Consider the following 21,802-nt stretch of genomic DNA (forward strand, 5'->3'; position numbering starts at 1 on the left):
GCGGCGTTCGTGAGTCGCGCCGTCAGCTGGCAGAGGGGCTTCCGAGGCAGAATCTTTCGATGGCTGCGGCCGCGCCATCCTCTTCAAGCGTTGGCGCCACCCAATCCGCCGCGCCTTTTGCCGCTGCGGAGCCGTTGCCCATCGCGACTCCAACGCCAGCCCATTTGATCATGGGCACATCCGCATCGCTATCGCCAATTGCCAGGACCTCGTCTTGGGCAACCGCGAGATGGCCGGCCAGCCAGGCGAGACTATGCCCTTTGTTCACGCCTGCGGGAAGGCCCTCTACGAGATGGGGGTGCGACGGGACGATCGTTGCATCGTGGCCGAGCGCTTCCTGCATCTCGGCAACGATGCGCGCGCGGTCCTCCGGGCGGGGAAGTGTGACAATGAACTTGTGCGGCGGCTCCGGCATGTCGCGGAGCAGGTTCCCGACTCTGACCCAATTGGAGTAGCGCAGCAGCTCGAAGAAGCGCGGCGGGTGACTGGACTTGGCCGGCAAGTAGTTTCGATCAAACGCCTCGAAGTGGATGCTCCAACCATAGCGATCAGCCGCTTCGACGATGCGGGGCAGCAGTTCCGGCTTCAGACGGACATCCCGCAGCACCTGCTCTCGCGCATGATCGTAGATGCACCCGCCCTGCACGCAGATAATCGGCGCCGTAACATTCATCTCGCGCGCGAATCGTGAGGTCAGCTTCACGTCTCGGCCGGTGGCGATGGTAATGGCTGTGCCAAGACTCCTGACCCGCGCCAGCACGCCCTGAAGGCGGGGACGGACGACCAGGTCGTTCCCGAATACGGTTTGGTCCAGATCGAGAGCGATTAGTCGGATTGCGGCGCCGGCGCTCATGCTGGCGAACTGTAATTCATGGTCAGAATCGGACATTGGTTCACGCCTTTCCGGGGGTTCGAGTCAGAAGCAAAGCCGGGCAGCCTATATAGAATCGCACAACTTTATCGCGCCGAAGCCAAGTGGTCTGGCACGCTGTGCTCCCGCCAACCGCGCGCTCAAGCGCGTGCAGTACCCGGCTTAAAGGAGCGATCTGATCTTCTGTACGATGGCCGCGGCGTCTATTCCGTGCTTGGCCATCAAGTCAGCCGGCTTGCCCGAATGCGGCAGTTCTGTTACCGCCAGCTTGTGCACTCTTACTCCCTCCGCGCTCAGATCGCCCGCCACCGCGTCGCCCAACCCGCCTTCGGCATAGTGATCTTCCACGGTCACGACAAGGTGATTCGTCTTCCTTGCCGCCGCCTTGATGACATCCCTTCCCAGCGGCTTGACGCTGTAGGCGTCAATGACCGTGATGCCAATTGCTTCACTATTCAAGATCTCGGCTGCCTTTAGCGCCTCGTAGAGCGTCACACCCGCCGCCACGACTGTCACCTTGTCCTCTGGGGACTGGCGCAGCACCTTCGCGCCGCCGATCGGAAACGCTTCATCATTGCCATAGATTACCGGCGTTTTGGGTCGGGAGGTGCGCAGGAAACAAATTCCCCTGTGCGAGGCCATCTGCTCGACCAACTTCTCGGCGCACACGGCATCGCTGGCATACAGGACGGTGCTGCCCGCGATCGCCCGCATCATGGCGAGATCCTCCAGGCCCATTTGTGACGGTCCGTCCTCGCCGATGCTCACCCCGGCGTGCGAGCCCACGAGTTTGAGGTTGGACCTCGAGACCCCGGCCACGCGGATTTGATCGTAGGCGCGCGTCAGGAAGCAGGCGAAGGTGGATGCAAACGGCAACTTGCCGCGGGCGGCAAAACCCATCGCCACCCCAGCCATGCACTGCTCCGCGATGAAGCACTCGGTGAACCGGTCTGGGAACCGCTTGAAGAACTTCTCCGAGAAAGTGGAATTCTTGGTGTCGCCATCCATCGCCACGATGCGCAGGTCCGCGCCGCCGACGCGCAGCAGCGCGTTGCCGTAAGCCTCGCGCGTGGCGACCTGGTCCCCCAACTTGTAGGTGATCGGCGGATAACCGGCCGGCGCCGCGTTCTTCGGCTCCGGCAGTTGATTGGGGGCGGAAATGGGATGACCGATACCGGTCTTGGCTGTGGGCCGCAACTCCATAAGCGCCCGTTGGGCTTCCTCCGCGGACAGCGGCTTGCCGTGCCACCCTTCCTTGTCTTGCAGGAACGACACCCCGGCCCCTTTGAGCGTCTTGGCCAGAATAACCAGTGGCTGCGCACCCAGACCCACTGCGGCCAACACTTCGAGAATCTCCTCCAGGTCGTGCCCGTCAATTTCCTCCGTGCGCCAGCCGAACCCCTCGAAGCGCTTCTTGTAAGCGGTCAGATCGTGGCCCAGCGGCGTGGCCTGGCTTTGGCCCAGGCGGTTGACGTCCACAATCGCCACCAAGTTGCTCAGGTGATGATGGCCCGCCAGCGCCGCCGCTTCCCACAGCGCCCCTTCGGAGCATTCCCCGTCGCCCATTAGCACGTAGGTCCGGTAATCCAGGTCGTCCAACCGCGCGCACAGCGCCATGCCGACACCGACGCTCAAACCCTGTCCCAGCGAGCCCGTTGCCACGTCCACGAACGGCAGGCGCGGCGTCGGATGGCCTTCGAGGTCGGAGCCAAGCTGGCGCAGCTTCAGCAGGTCTTCCACGGGGAACAGGCCCGCCTCCGCCCACGCCGCATAAAGCAGCGGCGCGGCGTGGCCCTTGGAGAGAATAAAACGGTCATTGTTGTGGTAACGAGGATTCTTCGGGTCGTAACGCATGTGCCCGAAAAACAGCGCCGCGACCAGATCCGCCGCCGAACAGCACGAAGTGGGATGCCCGCTGCCGGCCGCGGTCGTCGCCGCAATGGAATGAATCCGCAACTGCTGCGCGATGGCCTTCAGGCTCTCAATGTCAATGTCGTTCATGGATTGCGCAGAATGTAGGCGCGAAAGTCGAAAAAGAAAGTAGAAATCCTTCGCTCCAAACCAGCAGGCACGCTCTGGATATACGCGCTGGACGGCATCGCGGCGGTTGATTCACATCAACCTGAGAAATTGGCGGGCAGTCGTCGTGGAAGTAGTCTGTTGTCGTGCTCCCGCAACCTGCCCTGCGCGAAACGGACGCGTTCTGCGTGGATTTGGCGCGCACGGACGGCGCATTGGCGGGAGCCGCACCGGTTTCACGGCCTGTTTTCTTCCTGGCATTAGCGATGCTATCCGGTGTTATTCAGGTTGTAATCAGGTCGGTAATAAGCACGCGATTTCCAAGTGCGGCCGTCTGGCAGTTACAGCCGCGGTTGCCGTCGCAGTCAACCCCGCGGTTTGTGCGCCAATCCATGCTTGCCACAACGGCCGCACTTGGTTAGAAGGAATCCGTTAGTCAAGTAGCGCCAGGGATGCAGGGTTGGTTTCAGAAACTTAGACTCAGTAAAGATAAACTGCCCAATGAGAACATCATTCACTTCACTTCGCCTTCTTTCGCCGATAGCAGCTCTGCTGTTGCCCGGGTTCGCCGCCCCCGCGGCAACCTTCACCAGCGATACCCTCATCAGCTTCAACAACACCAACTATGACGGTCAGGAAATTGTCGTCACCAACTGCACCCTGACGGTGGACGGGATTCATTCCTTCGCCAGCCTGCAGGTGCTGAACGGCGGCAACCTTACCCATACGTTTTGGCCGGACGGTTACTTGCACAACTGGGTCACGGTCACCAACGAACCGCAGGTATTGAGCGTGACTAATGTGGTGCTGTTGGCACACACCAATGTGCATGTATCCACCATCGTGGTGCGGGATTTCGCCGGGCTGGCGACCTACACCACCGGCGTGGACTATGTGATTGGCCTGGACGAGAACGGCCTGACCACGCTGCTGCTGACCACCAACTCGGCGGTGGTCGAAGGCAGCACCAACCTGGTCAGCTACGACTTCCTGGATACGCCGGGACCGGCAGGATTAGACTTGGCTGTGACCGCAGACTTCCTGGTCGCGGCGGGAGCAACGATCAACGTGGATGGCAAGGGCTACAAAGGCGGGATGGGCCCGGGTGCGGGCCGTTGCGCCGGAAGCCCGCCCAGCGGCAGCGGCGCCGGTCATGGCGGCTATGGCGCGCAGAGCGCGGCTCTCGGCGACAGCGGGTCAACCTACGACACAATTGAGCAGCCGACCGACCTGGGCAGTGGCGGCGGCTGCGGTTATACAGGCCTTGGTGGAGCAGGAGGCGGGAAGGTTAGACTGGTGGTTGGGGGCACCTTGCGCGTGGATGGCAGCGTGTCGGCAAACGGCGCCAACGGGGTCAACAACCGTTCCGGAGGCGGTTCGGGAGGCAGCATCTGGCTAAGCGCCCAGAGCTTCGCCGGAACCGGATCGCTGTCGGCCAACGGCGGGGCCGGTGAGCCCGCCCAGGGCGGCGGCGGCGGCGGCGGCCGGATCTCCGTCCAGTACGCGAGCACCGGCTTTTTCGGCACGACCGAGGCCTACGGCGGCAACGGCTATGCCCGAGGCGGCGCCGGCACGATTTACACCCGAGCATACAGCCAGGCTGTCGGCCAGGTGTTGGTGCATAACGCGGGCGTGGCCGGCACGAATACGCCGCTTGCTACCGCCGAGGCCGCCGATCTCACTATCCAGGGCGAGGCGGTGGTATCCCTGCCGAGCTCCCAGACGGTTGGCAACCTGTTCGTGGATTCGAACGCCCGGATAAGCTGGTCAACTCCGGGACCCAGCCTCATGGTGACGGGCGACGCTACAATCCAGACCGGCGGTGCAATCACCGCCGATGGCGCTGGTTTCGCCTGCAACACGGGCCCGGGAGCCGGCAAGTATTACACTTCCTATGGTTTTGCGGGCGGCGGGGGTGGCCATGGTGGTTTTGGCGCCGCGGGTGGCAATCCCATGGCCTATGGTGGCTCTCCGTATGGTTCGCTGATTTCGCCCGGGACGCCGGGCAGTGGCGGCGCCTGTTATCCGCAGCTTAGATCAGGGAGCGCGGGGGGCGGGGCTATCCGGCTTTCCGTATCGGGGATATTGCTGCTGAACGGCAGAATCTCCGCCGACGGCCAAGGCGGTCTTGTTGACGGCAGTGGTGGCGGGTCTGGCGGCAGCATTTGGCTGACCGCCGGGACCCTCGCCGGTTCGGGGACCATCTCAGCCAACGGCGGCATGGGCAATGGCATTGGCTTTGTGGGCGGCGGCGGCGGGGGCGGCGGGCGCATCGCCATCGAGCATGGAATGGCCTTGTTCTTCGGCGTCGTTACCGCTCGCGGTGGCAGCGGCTCAGCCGCGGGCGGCGCAGGCACGATCTACACCAGAGCCACCAGCCAATCCTGGGGCACTGTGCTCGTGGATAACGGCGGGCAGGTCGGCACGAACACCACATTGGGTTCCTCCTCCTCCGGAATTGTGGACCTGACCGTGCAAGGTGGCGCGGTCTTGATACCGTTCGTTCCGCAGACGATTCGCAACCTGCTGGTTGCCTCCGGTGGGTGGCTGCGCCTGACCAACTACGACTACGTGATGACTGTGACCGGCAATGCCACCGTCCAGGCGGGCGGGGGAATTCTGGCCGACGGAGCCGGCCACCCGGGCAATGCGGGGCCGGGTGCTGGCAGGTATTACTCTTCCAGTGGCACCTACTATATTGGCGGCGGCGGCGGGTACGGCGGCTATGGCGCCGCCGGCGGAGCGCCAGCGCCTTACACTGCGGCAGGCGGCAGCCCCTATGGTTTGCCGATGTCGGTAGTGGAACGGGGCAGCGGCGGCGGCGGATTCAGCCCATACGCTGTGGGCGGCTCGGGCGGCGGAGTCATCCGCCTCAACGTAAATGGTGTGCTGCAGGTGGATGGCACAATCTCGGCTGCTGGTTATCCGGGAAACGCTCCCAGCGCGGGTGGTGGCTCCGGCGGATCAGTCTCCCTGAATGTCGGGACGTTGTCCGGAACAGGCATCATCTCCGCCAACGGTGGCGCCGGCAACTACCTCGGCGGCGGCGGCAGTGGCGGGCGCATCGCCATCCAGTATACCGCAAGCACCTTCTCCGGGCTCCTCTCCGCATATGGTGGCGGTGGCTACGCCTGGGGTGGCGCGGGGACCATCTACACCAAGGCCGCCGGCCGGCCCACGGGCCTGGTGACGCTTGATAACGGCGGGCACTCCGGGGCCAACACAAGTTGGGGGATAAGCTCGGGGACCATTGATTTGACCGTGCTAGGAGGAGCGATCTTCGCCCCCGCGAATTCCTACCCGCCGACTATTGGCACGTTGTTGGTGGCTTCCAACGGGTGGCTGCTTCTGGCTGGCAGTTCGGGATCTTCAGCCCCGGCACTCACCATCGCCGGCAATGCTACTGTTCAGGCCGGCGGTGGCATTATCGCCGACGGCACGGGTTTTCCGGGAGGGCAAGGAAATGGGGCGGGTAAATATGCCGCTCAGCAAGTCGGATATGCCAGCAGCGGCGGAGGTCATGGCGGATTCGGGGCCTCCAGCGGCGGAGTCAAGTCGGCGCCGGGGGGAATTATCTACGACCTGCTGTCGGCGCCACTCGGCATGGGCAGCGGCGGAGGAACTTATCCTCCTTACCTCGTGGGGGGGGCTGGCGGGGCAAATATCCGTCTTGATGTAATGGGATCGCTGCAGGTGGATGGCCGAATCTCGGCCGGCGGCATGCCCGGAGCCAGCGCGGACGCCGGTGGCGGCTCTGGCGGCAGCATTTTGCTGACGGTGGGCGCGCTATCCGGCACGGGGATCATTGCGGCCGATGGCGGCGCGGGAATTGGTCTGGGCGGTGGTGGTGGCGGCGGGCGCATTGCTATCACTTACACATCAACAACCTTCTCCGGCACGATGTCCGCCCGCGGCGGCGGCGGCTACGCCTGGGGTGGAGCCGGAACCATTTACACCAAAGCCAACAACCAATCCTGGGGTCAGTTGATCGTGGACAACGGCGGACAGGCCGGCACGAACACCAGTTGGCAACCGGGCGGGACACTTGATTTGACGGTCAGGAACGGCGCCGTGGTTTCACCGCCGCAGGGGCCTCAAAGCTTCAGAAACCTGGTGGTCGCTTCGAACGCCTGGGTCAGCCTGTCCAAACACACGCTGTTCGTGGCTGGCGACGCCACCATCCTGGCCGGCGGCGGGATCGTTGCCGACGGCGCCGGTTACCCGGCGAACCAGGGACCCGGTGCAGGCGGGTATCGCCATTCGGAGTATGGCTATGTCGGGAGCGGCGCGGGCCACGCTGGTTACGGCGCTCCCGGCGGCACAAGCCCGGCGCCGGCTGGCGGCACCAACTACGGGTCGGTGACCGCGCCGGAGGATTCCGGCAGTGGCGGAGGCGCTTATCCTCCGCTTCCATTTAATGTGCCCGGCAGCAGTGCCGGTGGCGGCGCTATCCGCCTCAGTGTGGCTGGCATGCTGCTGGTCAACGGCCGCATCTCCGCCGACGGCAACGCCAGCGCCGGCCAAGGCGGCGGGGGCGGCTCGGGCGGCAGCGTTTGGCTGACGACCGGGACACTTGCGGGGAACGGCGTCATCTCCGCCAGCGGTGGCGCCGGCACCGAGGTTGGCGGAGGCGGGGGCGGCGGCCGTATTGCCCTGTACTTCGGCGCGAACACCTTCAGCGGGACCACCACTGCGCGGGGAGGCGGTGGGTATGCTTGGGGCGGCGCTGGAACGATCTATGCCAAACCCGAGAACCAGTCCAGCGGCCACGTGTTGATTGATAACGGCGGCCATTACGGCACGAACACTCCGGTGGCCTTCCTGCCGCCCTTCGATCTGACCATCAAAGGCGGGGCCGTCGCGCAGCCTGCGGGCTCGTCGCTCGTGCTGAGCAACCTTCTCCTCAGCGACGGCGGCGCGCTTACGTGCTTTCAGTCTGGAACCAACCTCGACGTAGCCGTGTTGCGCAACGCGACGATTGATGCCGGCAGCGCAATCACCGTGGTGGGCATGGGCTACGGGGCCGGCATCGGACCGGGGGCTGGGCAATCCACCAATTCGATCGGTAGCGGTGCGGGTTACGGTGGCAACGGTGGCGCCTCGTCCGCGCGGCCGGGCGGGGAAACGTATGGCTCCGCCCAGCAACCGGTTGACTGGGGCAGCGGCGGCGGCTTGGGCTACGGAGCGCCTGCCGGCGGCTCGGAGGGGGGCGGGACGATTCGCCTCACCGTGGGCGGCATCCTGATGGTGAACGGCGCACTCAATGCCAGCGGCAATCCCGGCTTGCAGGATGACTCGGGGGGTGGCTCCGGCGGCAGCATCTGGCTGACGGCCGGCGCGCTCGCCGGCGCCGGTACGATCAAGGCGGATGGCGGCGACGGGGAGGTATTCGAGGGCGGCGGTGGCGGCGGTGGCCGCATCGCGGTTTACACTCCGTTGAATGTGTTTGGCGGTCTGCTCTCAGTTGCGGGTGGAGACGGGTTCTCGCCGGGCCAGGCTGGCTCCATCTTCTATGCCGTCACGCCGCCAGCACCCCAGGTAACCTCGATCTCGCTGGCTGGCACTCTCACCTCGGCTGTTAGCAGTGTCGAAGTTGTCTTCGACGCCCCGATGGACCCCTATTCAGTGAGACCGCCAGGCGTGGGTTTAATCGCGCCAGGCAGCGGGGTGGTGGATGGCTTGACCTCCACGGCGCTGAGCCCTTACCGGTACCGCGTTGATTTCCCCACGCAGACTGCGCAGGGGGACTACCAGCTCACCTTTGGTCCCCAGATCACAGACCTTAATGGCCAGCCGTTGGCCCAAGTTTACGTCGGCATTTTCTCGATTGCCTGGGCCACGGTGCAGGGCTCGATCACCAACAGTAACGGCGAGCCCGTCCCGGGGGTGGTGGTGCAATCTGACGGCGGGGGCGCAGCCGCCACGACGGACACGGACGGTAATTACGTGCTGGCTGTCCCGCCCGGCGGCTCGGTGATTGTCGCGCCTTCCAGGAGCGGGCTGGTTTTTGTGCCCAGCACGCGCGCCTACTCGGATGTGACATCCGCCATCACGAACGAGAATTACCTGGCGGTGACATCCGTTACGCCCAACCTGGCCAGCCAAGTGCAGTCCAACAACTTTCTGCTGGGCTGGCAGGGCATTGCCGGAGTGAGCTACCAGACCTATTTCTCGACTGATCTGGCAGTGTGGCTGCCATATGACAATCCGCAGTTGGGGACCAATGGCCCGCTGCAAATGGTGGTGCCGATGGATGCCGACCCGATCAAGTTCTTCCGCGTACAGGCCCTCTATTAAGCCGTTTCGGGGGAAACGGCACTGGCGCCCGCGGCAATGCAGGCCCGGTCCATCCGCGGTGTTATCAGGGTGCCTATCCGGTGTTGAGCCGGTGTGGTTCCCATGGGGAGCGATCCCCATGGGATACACACTGGGACCCCAGCGGGTTCGCGCCGGGAAAACCCCATCATGGCGCGAGCGACCCGCGACAGGCAGAACGAAGAAGGCAAAAGGCGCAATCCCGGCGGCAAAAGGCGGGTGCTGGTGCGTAAGTGCTTCAAATACAAGACTTGCAATTCTTCCCTGGTCCTGCATATCATGTGCGCCATGATCCTGATGGGGTTCATCCCCCTGGCGGCCCTACTCCTGCTGGTCGCCTGGCCTGCGGCGGCGGCCCAATACCACGCCAACAACCAGCCCGATTCCTGCCGGGTGCACCTCGTTGACTAGACTACGCGCGGCCCGTAGTGTGGGTCTTGATGTTTGAACTCGTCGCCCCCTACGACCCCGCCGGAGATCAGCCGCAAGCGATTGCGAAGCTGACGGAAGGGCTGCAGGCGGGTGCCAAGCACCAAGTGCTGCTGGGGGTGACGGGGTCGGGGAAGACGTTCACGATCGCCAACGTCATCCGCAACGTGAACCGTCCGACGCTGGTGATCTCGCATAACAAGACGCTCGCCGCGCAGCTCTACGCCGAGTTCAAAGGATTCTTCCCGCGCAACGCGGTCGAGTACTTCGTCAGCTACTTCGACTATTACCAGCCCGAGGCCTACATCCCGCGCACGGACACCTTCATCGAGAAGGATTCGAGCATCAACGACGAGATTGAGCGCCTGCGGCTCTCGACCATGAGCAGCCTCTTTGCCCGCCGGGACGTCGTCGTGGTGGCTAGCGTCTCCTGCATCTACGGCATCGGCAGCAAGGAGGATTACGAGGCGATGGTCATCCCCATCCGTGCCGGGCTGGAGTTGAGCCGAGACCAGTTCCTCCACCGGCTGGTGGACCTGCAATACACGCGCAATGACATCGAGTTCACGCGCGGCCAGTTCCGCGTGCGCGGCGACACCGTGGAGCTGTGCCCCGCCGGTCGTGAAGATGCGCTGCGGGTGGAGTTCTTCGGCGACCAGATCGAGCGGATCACCCGGTTTGAGCCATTGACGGGTCACAAGCTGGAATTGCTGGAGGCGGTGACGATTTACCCCGGCAAGCAGTTCGTCACCCCCTCCGAAAAGCTGCGCCCGGCGGTGCTGGCCATCCGGGAGGAATTGGGCGAGCGCATCGCCTGGTTCGAGAAGCACGGCAAGCTGATTGAGGCGCAGCGCATCAAAATGCGCACGGAGTACGACCTCGAGATGATGGAGGAGATGGGGTTCTGTTCCGGCATCGAGAATTACTCGCGTCACATCGCCGGACGCCCGGCCGGCTCCCGGCCGTGCACGCTCTTTGACTTCTTCCCGAAGGATTATCTGCTGGTCATTGACGAGTCGCACGCCACGGTCCCGCAGATTGGCGGCATGTACGCAGGCGACCGCTCGCGCAAAACGGTGCTGGTCGAATACGGCTTCCGCCTGCCCAGCGCGCTGGACAATCGGCCCCTCAGCTTCGAGGAGTTCCAGGCGCATCAGAACCAGGTCATCTACGCCAGCGCCACCCCCAGCGCCCGAGAATTGGAATGGGCGCGGCAATGCGCGGTTGCCCGCCCCGGAACTGGCCGGTCGGATGGCGTCGCCGAATTGGTTGTCCGCCCTACCGGCCTGGTGGACCCCAGGATCACGGTCAAACCACTGACGGGCCAAATTGACGATCTCATCAATGAGTGCCGGAGCCGGGCCGAGGCCAAAGAACGCGTGCTGGTGACCACGCTCACCAAGCGCACTGCCGAGGAGTTGACCGATTACCTGCGCGACATCGGGATCAACGTGCAGTACCTGCACAGCGAGATTGACGCCATTGAGCGGGTGGAGATTTTGCGCGCGCTGCGCAAGGGCGAGTTCGACGTGCTGGTGGGCATCAATCTGTTGCGCGAGGGACTCGATCTGCCGGAGGTGTCGCTGGTGGCCATTCTCGACGCCGACAAGGAAGGCTTCCTGCGCAGTGAGACGAGCCTGATCCAGACGGCGGGCCGCGCGGCGCGCCACCTGAACGGCGAGGTAATCCTCTACGCCGACGCGCGGACGGAGAGCATCCAGAGGTTCCTGGCGATCTCGGACTACCGGCGGAAGAAGCAACTGGCCTACAACGCCGAGCACCACATCACCCCGCGGAGCGTGAACCGCGCCGTTGAGGAAAGCCTCTCGTCCTATCACGAAACTGCCAGGCAAGCACAGTCCGTCCTGGCTGAATCGGGCGTGGACATAGACCTCAACGACACGATCAGGGAGCTTGAGGAGGAGATGCTGGCGGCGGCGAATAACCTGGAGTTCGAAAAGGCGGCGCTCCTCCGCGACCAGATTCGCGAGCTGAAGCGCGCTGTAACCGGCAGTCAACCGGCGGCTCAGGCCAAAGGGGGCGCTGTGAGGCGGGTGAACTACCGAAAAGGCCGCAAGTCCCCCTCTTCCGGCCGCCGGCAAGTCCCATTCTGAACAAGACATGAAACCGCAAACGCCGCAATCGTGGACCAGCGAAAAGATCCTCGCTCTCGGACGCAACTACCAGGGCGCGGCCGTCCTGGCCGCTGCCGCCGACCTGGACCTCTTCGGCGCGCTCGCGCGCACGCCGCTGACCGCAGCGCAGCTCGCCCGCAAGCGGCAGTGCGACCTGCGCGCCCTGACGGTGCTGCTGGATGCCCTGGCGGCGCTGCGGCTGCTCGTCAAATCCGGCGGCAATTACGTCCTTCCGGCTGGCTTGGACGCCTGTCTGACATCGGATGGACCGCAAAGCGTGCTGGCGATGGCTCAACACCAGGCCAACTGCCTGCGCCGCTGGGCCCAATTGGCCACAGCCGTCAAGACCGGCCGCCCCGTGCGGCGAACGCCAAGCGTGCGCGGCGAGTCCGGTGACGAAGAGTCTTTTATCGGGGCGATGCACAACATCTCCGCGCCCAACGCCGATCGCGTCATCCGGGCCGTGCGGCCGCTCCGGTTCCGGCGCCTGCTCGACATCGGCGGCGCCTCGGGCACCTGGACCATTGCGTTTCTGCGCGCCTGTCCATCAGCGCGGGCCACCTTGTTTGACCTGCCCCACGTCCTGCCCATGGCGCGGCGGCGTCTGGCTGCCGCCAGGCTGGACCAGCGCGTCAAACTCGTCGCCGGCGACTTCACGCGCGGCGCGCTGCCTCCGGGCGCGGACCTCGCGTGGGTGAGTGCCATCGTGCACCAGAATTCCCGCGCGCAGAACCGCGCTTTGTTTGCCAAGGTCTTTGCGGTTCTGACGCCCGGCGGGCGCATTGCCATCCGCGATATCCTGATGGAGGCAGACCGCACTCAGCCGGTGGCCGGGGCGTTATTTGCCGTAAACATGCTTGTCGCCACCAGGGGTGGCGGCACCTTCACGTTCGCCGAATTGCGGCAAGACCTGGAGGCGGCGGGCTTTGTGGAGACCACCGTGGCGCGTGCCGATGAGGCGATGAATGCGATCGTTGTCGCGCGGCGACCTGTTGGGGCCTGACGAAGATTAGCGTCCTTCAGCGGGGCGATGCCTCGTTCTTGCCATGCGGGGCGTCGTTGTACAGTTCCAGCTTGGAATGTCTGTTGGTCGAGATCATGCTTTCATTGTCGCGGCGCAAACTATGCGAATCCGCGAGTTCTGATCAATTTCAAACGCCGAACCCCGGCCCCTGTCGGGTTAGTCTTGAACCCTCACCGGCTCGCGGTGTAGAAATCGATATGCAACAATCGAAACAACCTATGAATACGAAGAAGAGCATTGACCTGCTGAACAAAGGCGTGGCGGACGAACTCCAGGCCGTTCACCAATACATGTACTGGCACTTCCACCTGGACGACCAGGGTTTTTCCCCGCTGGCCTCGATGTTCCGGCGGATCGCCATCCAGGAGATGGGTCATGTCGAGCACCTGGCTGAACGCATCCTCTTCCTGAAGGGCGACGTGCTGATGGTTCCGGCTGGGCCGGTTGAGAAGATTACGGAGGCCAAGGAAATGCTGCTCAAGGCTGCGGCGATGGAACACGAGGCGGTCGGTGTTTACAACCAGTTCGCTCTGCAAGCCGGTCAAAATGCCGACGCTGCCACGAAGCAGGTTTTCGAGTCACTGGTAAACGATGAGGAGAATCACTACGACCAGTTCGACAAGCAGTTGGAGAATATCAAGCGCTTCGGCCTGAACTACCTGGCCCTTCAGTCGTTCGGGAAGGAGCCCGAGAATTCGGAGGAAGCGGAAGATTAAATGGACAGCCGCCGGCTGGTCCGCACGCTGGCCCCAGTGGCGAGCTTGTTCGCCGGTCGAGCGCAGGGTTCCCGAATGCGGTCGCGTTAAGGCGCGGTGGCAATACAGCATTGCCAACCGCGCCTGCTTTGCGAGTATCTGCTAGCATGACAAAGCTCGCTCTCTCCAACACGTTCTTTCGGCCCATCAAACCTCCACTTTAAGGAGTGTGTCACTGACCCTGTACGACCTGTTGCCCCGGGACGAGCGCCCGGCCAACGACGTCTTGCTCGGGCGTTTTCTTGAATACGCCGAGAGCAAGCGGCTCCGGCTATATCCGGCGCAGGAGGCGGCCATCCTGGAGTTGTTTGAGAATAAGAACGTCATCCTCAACACGCCCACCGGCTCGGGCAAGTCGCTGGTGGCGGCCGCGGTGCATTTCAAGGCTATCGCGCAGGGCAGTCGTTCCGTCTACACCTGCCCTATCAAGGCGTTGGTCAACGAGAAGTGGCTCGGGCTGTGCCGCGAGTTCGGGCCGGATAACGTCGGCCTGAGCACCGGTGACGCCTCGGTCAACCGCGACGCCCCCATTCTCTGCTGCACTGCCGAAATACTCGCCAACATCGCGCTGCGCGAGGGCGCGGATGCCGACGTGCAAGAGGTTATCATGGACGAGTTTCACTACTATGCCGACCGCGAGCGCGGTGTGGCCTGGCAGGTGCCGTTGCTGACGCTGCCGCAGGCGCGGTTCCTCTTGATGTCCGCCACCCTCGGCGATACGACGTTTTTCGAGGAGGCGCTGACCCGCCTCAACGGGCGCCCCACCGCCGCCGTTGCCTCCAAAGACCGGCCGGTGCCGCTGGACTATGCCTACTCCGAGCTGCCGCTGGCCACGACGCTCGAAAGCCTGGTCGCGCAAGGCAAGGCCCCGGTGTATGTCGTTCACTTCACCCAACTCGAAGCCGCCCAGAGCGCCCAGGACTTTACCAGCATCAACGTGTGCACGCGCGAGGAGAAGAATGCCATCGGCGCGACGCTCGAAGGCTTCAAGTTCGCCAGCCCCTACGGCCCCGAGATCCGGAAATGGCTCAAGCACGGCATCGGGTTGCACCACGCCGGGCTGCTGCCGAAGTATCGGGTGCTGGTTGAGCAATTGGCGCAGAAGGGTCTGCTCAAGGTTATTTGCGGCACCGACACGCTCGGCGTGGGCATTAATGTCCCCATCCGCACCGTGCTGTTCTCGCGCCTCTGCAAGTACGACGGCCAGAAGACCGGCATCCTGAGCGCGCGCGATTTTCACCAGATTGGCGGGCGGGCTGGACGCAAGGGATTCGACGACCGCGGCTGGGTGGTCGCGCAAGCGCCCGAACATGTGGTCGAGAACCTCAAACTGGAAGAAAAGGCGGCCCGGGCTGGCAAGAAGGTCGTTAAACGCAAACCGCCGGAGAAGAACTTCGTCAACTGGGACCAGAAGACATTTGCCCGCCTCATGGCCGCCCAACCCGAGCGCCTGACTTCCCGGTTCCGCGTCTCGCATGGGATCCTGCTCAACGTGCTCAGCCGCAATGGCGACGGCTGCCAGGCCATGCAGCGCCTCATTCGCGACTGCCATGAAACGCCCAAGGCTAAGAAGGAGCATGGCAAACGCGCGTGGCAGTTGTTCCGCTCGCTGGTGGAGCGCAAGATCATCGAGTTCATCCCCAAGACCGAGGACGGCGCCTACCTGCGCGTCAATGTCGAGCTGCAGGACGACTTTTCCATGGACCAGACGCTGTCGCTCTACCTGCTGGAGACACTGCCTCTGGTGGATCCGCAGCAGCCTGACTTTCCGCTAGTCCTGCTGACACTCGTGGAGTCCATCCTCGAAGACCCGGACATCATCCTCCGCAAACAACTGGACAAGCTCAAGAGCCAGAAGATGGCGGAAATGAAGATGGCCGGGCTGGGATACGAGGAGCGGATGGAGGAGCTGGAGAAGCTGGAATACCCAAAGCCAAACCGCGAGTTCATCTACTCGAGCTTCAACGCCTTTGCCGACAAACACCCGTGGGTGGGGCAGGAGAATATCAAGCCCAAGTCCATCGCCCGCGAGATGTTCGAGTCGTTCCGTTCCTTCTCCGATTACATCCGCGACTACGAACTGCAGCGGGCCGAGGGGATCCTGCTGCGGCACTTGAACAGCGTGTACAAAGTCCTGGCGCAGACCGTCCCCGATGCCGCCAAGACCGACCCTGTGCGGGAGATGGAACTCTACCTGGGCACGATGATTCGCCAGGTTGACTCCAGCTTGCTGGACGAATGGGAAAAGTTGCGCGACCCGAGCTACCAGCGCGCCGAGACCAAGGAAGCCCGGCCACCCGGCGCCGAGGAAGCCGCCGCCGACATCACCCGCGACACCCGGGCCTTCACCGCCGCCCTCCGCAACCGCATCTTCAGCTTCCTGCGCGGCCTGGTAAACGCCGACTTCGAGCAGGCGCTTGCCCATCTCTCCTCCCCGCAGGACCCCGACGGCCAGCCGTGGACGGCCGCGCGGCTGCAGCAGGCGCTCGACAGCTACCATGCCGAGCACGAGCGCATTTGCCTGGACCCGAACGCCCGCAATCTGCGCCATACCTACGTGCTCCCCGCCGAGGACAAGCGAACCTGGCGCGTCCAGCAGATGCTGGTGGACCCGGAAGAGCACAACGACTGGGTAGCAGAGTTCGAAGTGGATCTGGACCGCTCGCGCGAGGCCGCGGAGCCTGTCTTGCGGTTGGTGAGGCTGGGGAACTTGGCTTCGTAGCGCTCGCGAATGTTGTTGCAGTACAAGCCCGAGACCATTACTGAGCGAAGTATTGGGCTGAGCGATTGTCTGGATCACCATCCGCGCATCTGCCCATGAACGAATAAGAACATGAGACTAACTGCCGCACTCTTGCTGGCCGGCGTAACAGCGCTGGCCGTCATGGCTCGGGCCAGCCAGCCGTCCGCCACCGCCGACGCGCCCACCGCCAAGCCCAATGTCCTCATCATCCTCGCCGACGACCTTGGCTTTGGCGACACAGGCTGCTACGGCGCAACCAGGATCCCGACGCCGAATGTGGATCGCCTGGCGCGGGAGGGCCTGCGCTTTCGCGACGCCCATTCGACTTCGGCTACCTGCACGCCGGCCCGCTATGCGCTGCTCACCGGCGAGTATCCCTGGCGCAAAAGGGGAACAGGCATTCTGCCTGGTGACGCTGGGCTGATCATTCCCCCGGGCCGGGCAACGGTGGCTTCCCTGCTCCAACGCGCGGGCTACAAAACCGGGGCCGTTGGCAAATGGCATCTCGGGCTTGGTGGCAAAGGCGGTCCCGACTGGAATGGCGAGCTCAAACCCGGCCCGCGCGAAATCGGCTTCGACTATTCCTTCATCATGCCCGCCACGGGCGATCGGGTGCCGTGCGTGTATGTGGAGAACCAGCGGGTGGTCGGCTTGGACCCGAAGGACCCGATTCAAGTCAGCTACGACAAGCCCATCGGGACCGGTCTGACGGGCAAGGACCATCCCGAGTTGCTCAAGGTGCATCCCAGCCATGGACACAACCAGACTATTGTCAATGGCATCAGCCGCATCGGTTACATGACCGGGGGCAACGCCGCCCGCTGGGTGGACGAGGACATGGCCGACACCTTCACCCGGAAAGCTGTCTCGTTCATCGAACAGAACAAGGGCAACCCATTCTTCCTCTATTTTGCCACCCATGATCCGCATGTGCCCCGCGTGCCTAATCCGCGCTTCGTCGGCAAGAGCGGCTGCGGCGTGCGCGGCGACGTGATCGTGCAGTTTGACTGGTGCGTGGGCGAACTCCTCAACACGCTCAACCGGTTGAACCTGAGCCGCAACACACTGGTGATTCTATCCAGCGACAACGGCCCCGTCGTGGATGATGGCTACCGCGATGGCGCAGTCGAGAACCTGGGCGACCACCGGCCTGCCGGTCCCTTGCGCGGGGGCAAGTACAGCATCTTCGAGGGGGGCACGCGCATCCCGTTCATCACCCGCTGGCCGCAACGCATCCAGCCCGGCGTGTCGGATGCGCTGGTCTGCCACATTGATTTCCTGGCCTCTTTCGCCGCGCTGACCGGGCAGAAGCTGGCCGCCGGTGAGGGGCCGGACAGCCGCAACGTGCTGCCGGCCCTGCTGGGCCAATCGAAGACCGGCCGCGAGCAACTGGTCGAGCACGCCCGCGTGCTGGCCTTGCGGAATGGCCCGTGGAAATACATCGAGCCCGGCACGGGACCAAAGTGGAACGCCCTCACCCGCACTGAGCTTGGCATCGCTCCCGCCGGGCAACTCTATCAGCTCGCGGAGGATCCCGGTGAGACGAACAACGTCATTCAGGCACAGCCGGACCGCGCCAAGAAAATGCTGGAGCAACTGCAGGCGACGCGGCAAGCCGGCGGCACCAGCCCGTAGCGCCTGACCTCAGCCGTTGACCATTTGTTCGTCCCGAAAGTGAGCCGCCTGGCTGATGAGCTGAGCGCTTCCGTTGGTTCGAGGATGAGCAGCGAGATTCAGCGCAGGTGCTGATCGAGAAAGTTGTAGGCGGCTTCGCGGACTTCGGGCGGGAAATTGTGGTCGCAGCCGGGATACGCCGCCTGGAGGACGCCCGGCACGTGGTAGAGGCGATAGACGGCGGAGGCGGCCGTCAGGATTCTGTCCACACTTTGCTGGCGGAAGTTGGCGTCGCGGAGCGGGGCGTTGACAAAGACAGGCCGGGGGGCGAGGGCGGCTATAAGTTCGTAGAAGTCGAATGGGATTTCGGCCAGGCGCCCGCGATAGTCCGCCAGGCGGGGCATGTAGCGGGTTTGGCACCAACCACGCTCGGGCTGCCAGTTGGCGGGGTCGCCGCCATAGTAGTCGGAGAAGGAGTCGAAGCCGCAACTGGAAACGATCACGCTTATCCGCGGGTCGAAGACTGCGGTGTAGATGGCGTTGTGTCCGCCCAGCGAATGGCCGATGGCGCCGAAGCGGCCCTTGCGGACGAAGGACAGCGTTTCCAGCAGATCCAGGGCGCGCATATTGTCCCGGATTGCCTTCATGGTGCCGCTTTGGTAGCCGAGCGCCTTCAGGTCCGGCTGGTAATCGGCCATGAGGGGGTAGGCCGGGGCGATGACGACGTAGCCCCGCTCCGCCAGGTCGCGCCCGAAGGCGCGGTAGTTGCCGCGCAGTTGCTCGACGAGGACGCTGTGGCCGTATTGCATGTCGGTCGAGTGCAACGCCAGGATCGCAGGCAGCTTCTTCTTGCCGTTGAGGGCTTCGTTCGGAATCAGCAGGTAGGCTGGCACGCGCGAGCCTGGCTCTGAGGCATAAGTCACGAGGAGGCGCACATAGGAGCCGCAGTTAGTCCGTTGCTCCGTGCGCAGGTCAAAAGGGCACCACTTCTCCCGGCCCGGCAACGGTCCCATGACCTCCGTCATTCCTCGGAGGATTTCGGCGCGGCGGCGCTGCCAGTCGGATTTGGATTTGACGGGAGCCGCCGCTCCACTGCGCTTGTGGAAGACGAGCAGATTGGTATGCGGAAGGCGCGAGGGGGCAGCCTGAGCGTCCGAAGCGGCCGGACAGCGGCAGGGTATAGACAAACCGAGAAGCAGGAAAGCGATGGCGGCGGCCTTGGCGCCTGACAGTTCCAGCGGATGACTCTGGCGCTCTGGCGTCCTGGGGTGCGGCAGAAGGGCCCGCGGATCGGCAGCTTCAGTATTCACAAGGCGGAATTCACTATTGGGCATCCTCCGGTTCCTCAACCTTCCACTCGTGCACGCCGGCGGCGAAGCCGGGACGAAGCTGTGCGACCAACCGCAGGGCCGTCGTTTTGACCGGGGCGAAGCCTACGGCGCACCACTTGTCCTTGGCAACCGGATAGCCCTCAGCGGCGTTGACTGCCTTCCATGTGCCGCGGTCGAGGTATTCGATACGCCACGAGGCGGGCAAGCGGCACTCGCCGCGGCCGGTGTCATCAAACCAATAGGTCGTGGCGCCGCACGCTTGGACTGGCGTCTGCCAGGTGTACTGGACCCACTCGCTCGTGCCTTTGCGCGGCCACCAATGGCAGCAGGCTGCCGGCTGCTCGCTGCTGTTCTTCGGCTCCAAGCCATCGTTGATGCCTTGTGGCTGGCAGTTGTTGTTCGCGAAGCTCATAGTAACCTTCGCCCGGGTCTCCAGCCCCTGCGCGGCGAGCACCGGTGCCGAAGCGGGCAGCCAGACTTTCATGGCGCCGGCCTGGCGGTTATCCCAAGCGTAGTAGGGAATTGCCTTGAAGGCGACGCGGCGGGAAGCGGCCGGCGGCTGGTAGAGAGTGCGGCCCCACTTTTGCGCGGAGGCGGCGCGAGCTTCGCCAGTGATGGTGACCACGCCACCCAGCAAGTCCGGCTCGCGCGCGGCCTTCAGCTCGGCTTCCAACGGCAGCCACAGCGCGGCAAGTGACTCGAGTTGATCGCACTGCTCCAGGCAATAGACGATGGGGCCGCGCTGGAGAGCCAGCAGCCCGTGGTTGGCCTTCACGTTTGGATTGGCGGCCATCCGCTCAACAGGCATCGGAAGGTCGAGCTCGACGCGGTCGCCTTCCTTCCATTCGCGGTCGAGGACCACGTAGCCGTGCTGGAGAGTCGTCGCCTGCACCGCGCGATGGTTAACCGTGACGCTGTGCTTTCGGCACCACCCGGGCACGCGCAGCCTGAGGGTGAACCTCGTCTGTGTCGCGGGCGCCAGTTCCAGCGTCACCCTGCCGTCCCACGGATAGTCGGTAATCACCTTGATCGTCACAGCGTTGTCGCCGACCTTGGCCTGCGCCGAGCCTTGGATGTAGAGGTTGACGTAGAGCGAGTCAGCGCTGAAGGCGTAGGCATAGCCGCCCAACGCGGCAAGCGTGCGCGTCACATTCGGCGGGCAGCAGGCGCAGCCGAACCAGGGTGAGCGATGATGGTTGCCGGCGCTCTCCAGCGGGTTGACGTAGAAGAACTTCGTGCCGTCCCGGGAGACGCCGGAGAGCACGCCATTGTAGAGCGCGCGTTCGAGGGCGTCGGCGTAGCGCGCCTCGCCGTAGAGCAGGGCCAGGCGATGGGCCCATTGCGCCAGGGCGATGGTCGCGCAGGTTTCCTGATAGGCGGTGAGGTTGGGCAAGTCGTAATCCACGGTGAATCCCTCATTGTGCGCGCTGGGGCCGATGCCGCCCGTAATGTACTGGTTGCGCTCGGCGGTGTTGCGCCAGACGCGGTCGAGCATCCTGAGCAGGCGCTCATCGCCGGTCTGCGCGGCGACCTCGGTAGTGCCCGACATCAGGTAGGCCGCCCGGACGGCATGGCCCTTGATGTTCTGGTGGTCGTAGATGGGCACATCGTCCTGGAAGTAGGAGCCGTCATACTTGTCCAGCGGCGTGTGGTGCTCGGTGGCAAAGAACTTCCTCCCGCGGTTCTCGACGAAGAACCGCGCCAGCTCGAAATAGCGCGCGTTGTCGGTGACGCGCCACAGCTTGACCAGGGCCAACTCGATTTCCGGGTGCCCCGGGTAGCCGAGGCGCTTGGGTGGCGGGCCAAACACCGAATCGATGTAGTCCGCAAAGCGCGCGGCGATGTTCAGGAAGTTGGTCATGCCGCTGGCCTGATAATGCGCCACGGCCGCCTCAAACATGTGGCCGGCGCAGTAGAGCTCGTGCCAGTCGCGCAGGTTCGTCCAGCGCCTGGCGGGCTCCTTGACCGTGAAGTGACTGTTGAGGTAGCCGTCGGGCTGCTGCGCTCTGGCGAGAAGGGCGATGATGTCGTCCAGTTGCTTTTGCAGCGCCGGGTCGGGACGAGTGGCGAGCGAGTAGGCCACGGCTTCGAGCGCCTTGTAGAGGTCCGAATCCATGAAGACTGGCCCGCGATAGCCGTTAGTCGCGCCGCGTGCGGCCAGGCGTATGTCCTCCAGGTTGCCCGCCTCCTCCAGCTTCTGGAGGCTAAAGGGGGTGCTTGTAACGCGGTTCGTCTCTCGTCGTGGCGCCCAGAAGCTGTCCTGTATCGCCACATCCGGGAACGGCACAGGCTGGAGTTTAAGCAACGATTGCTCCGCTCCGGCCGCAAGCGGTGCGGACAAGAGGATCGCGGCGAGCGTCGCGGGCATCCAGGTGCAGGTGTTATGCGCTGAACTGTCCGTGCGGCGGTGGCTGGCCGTGCTCCAACTTGCGCAAGCGTGACTCCGCCCCAGCCAATCCGTCAGGTATTCCGTCCATTTCGAGTGCATAAGATTACTCACGTGTCGGCCACATGGTCGGTGCGGCGGGGAATCTGTCAATCCTCTTCCAGCAGCAGAAGCGTCCTC

10 protein-coding genes and 1 pseudogene are annotated in these 21,802 nt (G+C 64.0%); 7 read left to right on the forward strand and 4 right to left on the reverse strand.

Annotated elements, in window-relative coordinates:
- Positions 1-22 precede the first annotated feature (22 nt).
- Positions 23-853 carry a Cof-type HAD-IIB family hydrolase gene (locus P5205_01275; protein ID HSA08981.1) on the reverse strand — a complete coding sequence of 277 codons (831 nt, stop codon included), beginning with the start codon at positions 851-853 and terminating at the stop codon, positions 23-25.
- Between the two features lie 180 nt (positions 854-1,033).
- Positions 1,034-2,908, reverse strand: a pseudogene (locus P5205_01280) (transketolase).
- A gap of 483 nt (positions 2,909-3,391) precedes the next feature.
- Here P5205_01280 and P5205_01285 point away from each other — a divergent pair.
- The 7 genes from P5205_01285 to P5205_01315 all read left to right on the forward strand — a co-directional run bounded on the left by P5205_01285 (position 3,392) and on the right by P5205_01315 (position 17,926).
- Complete coding sequence (locus tag P5205_01285) at positions 3,392-9,187, forward strand: hypothetical protein (protein HSA08982.1); 5,796 nt, start codon at positions 3,392-3,394, stop codon at positions 9,185-9,187.
- A 168-nt stretch (positions 9,188-9,355) separates the two neighbouring features.
- Entirely contained in the window at positions 9,356-9,616 is a 261-nt protein-coding gene (locus P5205_01290; GenBank protein HSA08983.1) for a hypothetical protein, read from the forward strand.
- Positions 9,617-9,645: 29 nt separating this feature from the next.
- Positions 9,646-11,748, forward strand: coding sequence for an excinuclease ABC subunit UvrB (gene uvrB, locus P5205_01295; GenBank protein HSA08984.1), 2,103 nt, complete (start codon positions 9,646-9,648; stop codon positions 11,746-11,748).
- Between the two features lie 7 nt (positions 11,749-11,755).
- Positions 11,756-12,772, forward strand: a complete 1,017-nt coding sequence (locus tag P5205_01300) for a methyltransferase (protein HSA08985.1) — start codon at positions 11,756-11,758, stop codon at positions 12,770-12,772.
- Between the two features lie 239 nt (positions 12,773-13,011).
- Positions 13,012-13,509, forward strand: coding sequence for a ferritin-like domain-containing protein (locus P5205_01305; GenBank protein HSA08986.1), 498 nt, complete (start codon positions 13,012-13,014; stop codon positions 13,507-13,509).
- Between the two features lie 208 nt (positions 13,510-13,717).
- Positions 13,718-16,270: a DUF3516 domain-containing protein gene (locus tag P5205_01310; protein ID HSA08987.1), complete on the forward strand. Its 2,553-nt coding sequence runs from the start codon at positions 13,718-13,720 to the stop codon at positions 16,268-16,270.
- 162 nt (positions 16,271-16,432) lie between these two features.
- On the forward strand, positions 16,433-17,926 hold the full coding sequence (locus tag P5205_01315) for an arylsulfatase (protein HSA08988.1): 1,494 nt from the start codon (positions 16,433-16,435) through the stop codon (positions 17,924-17,926).
- A gap of 98 nt (positions 17,927-18,024) precedes the next feature.
- Here P5205_01315 and P5205_01320 read toward each other — a convergent pair whose 3' ends face one another.
- A complete protein-coding gene (locus P5205_01320) occupies positions 18,025-19,215 on the reverse strand; it encodes a dienelactone hydrolase family protein (GenBank protein HSA08989.1) in 1,191 nt (396 codons plus the stop codon).
- Between the two features lie 13 nt (positions 19,216-19,228).
- Positions 19,229-21,724 (reverse strand): glycoside hydrolase family 127 protein, encoded by a 2,496-nt coding sequence (locus P5205_01325; protein ID HSA08990.1) that lies wholly within the window; start codon positions 21,722-21,724, stop codon positions 19,229-19,231.
- Between the last annotated feature and the right edge of the window lie 78 nt (positions 21,725-21,802).

This window comes from Candidatus Paceibacterota bacterium (assembly GCA_035452965.1).
In the GTDB taxonomy this organism is placed as follows: domain Bacteria; phylum Verrucomicrobiota; class Verrucomicrobiia; order Limisphaerales; family UBA8199; genus UBA8199.

Excerpts from the sequence above, each read along its gene's own strand:
- P5205_01275 (HSA08981.1), bottom strand. The coding sequence starts at position 853 with ATGAGCGCCGGCGCCGCAATCCGACTAATCGCTCTCGATCTGGACCAA.
- P5205_01285 (HSA08982.1), top strand. The coding sequence starts at position 3,392 with ATGAGAACATCATTCACTTCACTTCGCCTTCTTTCGCCGATAGCAGCT.
- P5205_01290 (HSA08983.1), top strand. The coding sequence starts at position 9,356 with ATGGCGCGAGCGACCCGCGACAGGCAGAACGAAGAAGGCAAAAGGCGC.
- uvrB (HSA08984.1), top strand. The coding sequence starts at position 9,646 with ATGTTTGAACTCGTCGCCCCCTACGACCCCGCCGGAGATCAGCCGCAA.
- P5205_01300 (HSA08985.1), top strand. The coding sequence starts at position 11,756 with ATGAAACCGCAAACGCCGCAATCGTGGACCAGCGAAAAGATCCTCGCT.
- P5205_01305 (HSA08986.1), top strand. The coding sequence starts at position 13,012 with ATGAATACGAAGAAGAGCATTGACCTGCTGAACAAAGGCGTGGCGGAC.
- P5205_01315 (HSA08988.1), top strand. The coding sequence starts at position 16,433 with ATGGCTCGGGCCAGCCAGCCGTCCGCCACCGCCGACGCGCCCACCGCC.
- P5205_01325 (HSA08990.1), bottom strand. The coding sequence starts at position 21,724 with ATGCACTCGAAATGGACGGAATACCTGACGGATTGGCTGGGGCGGAGT.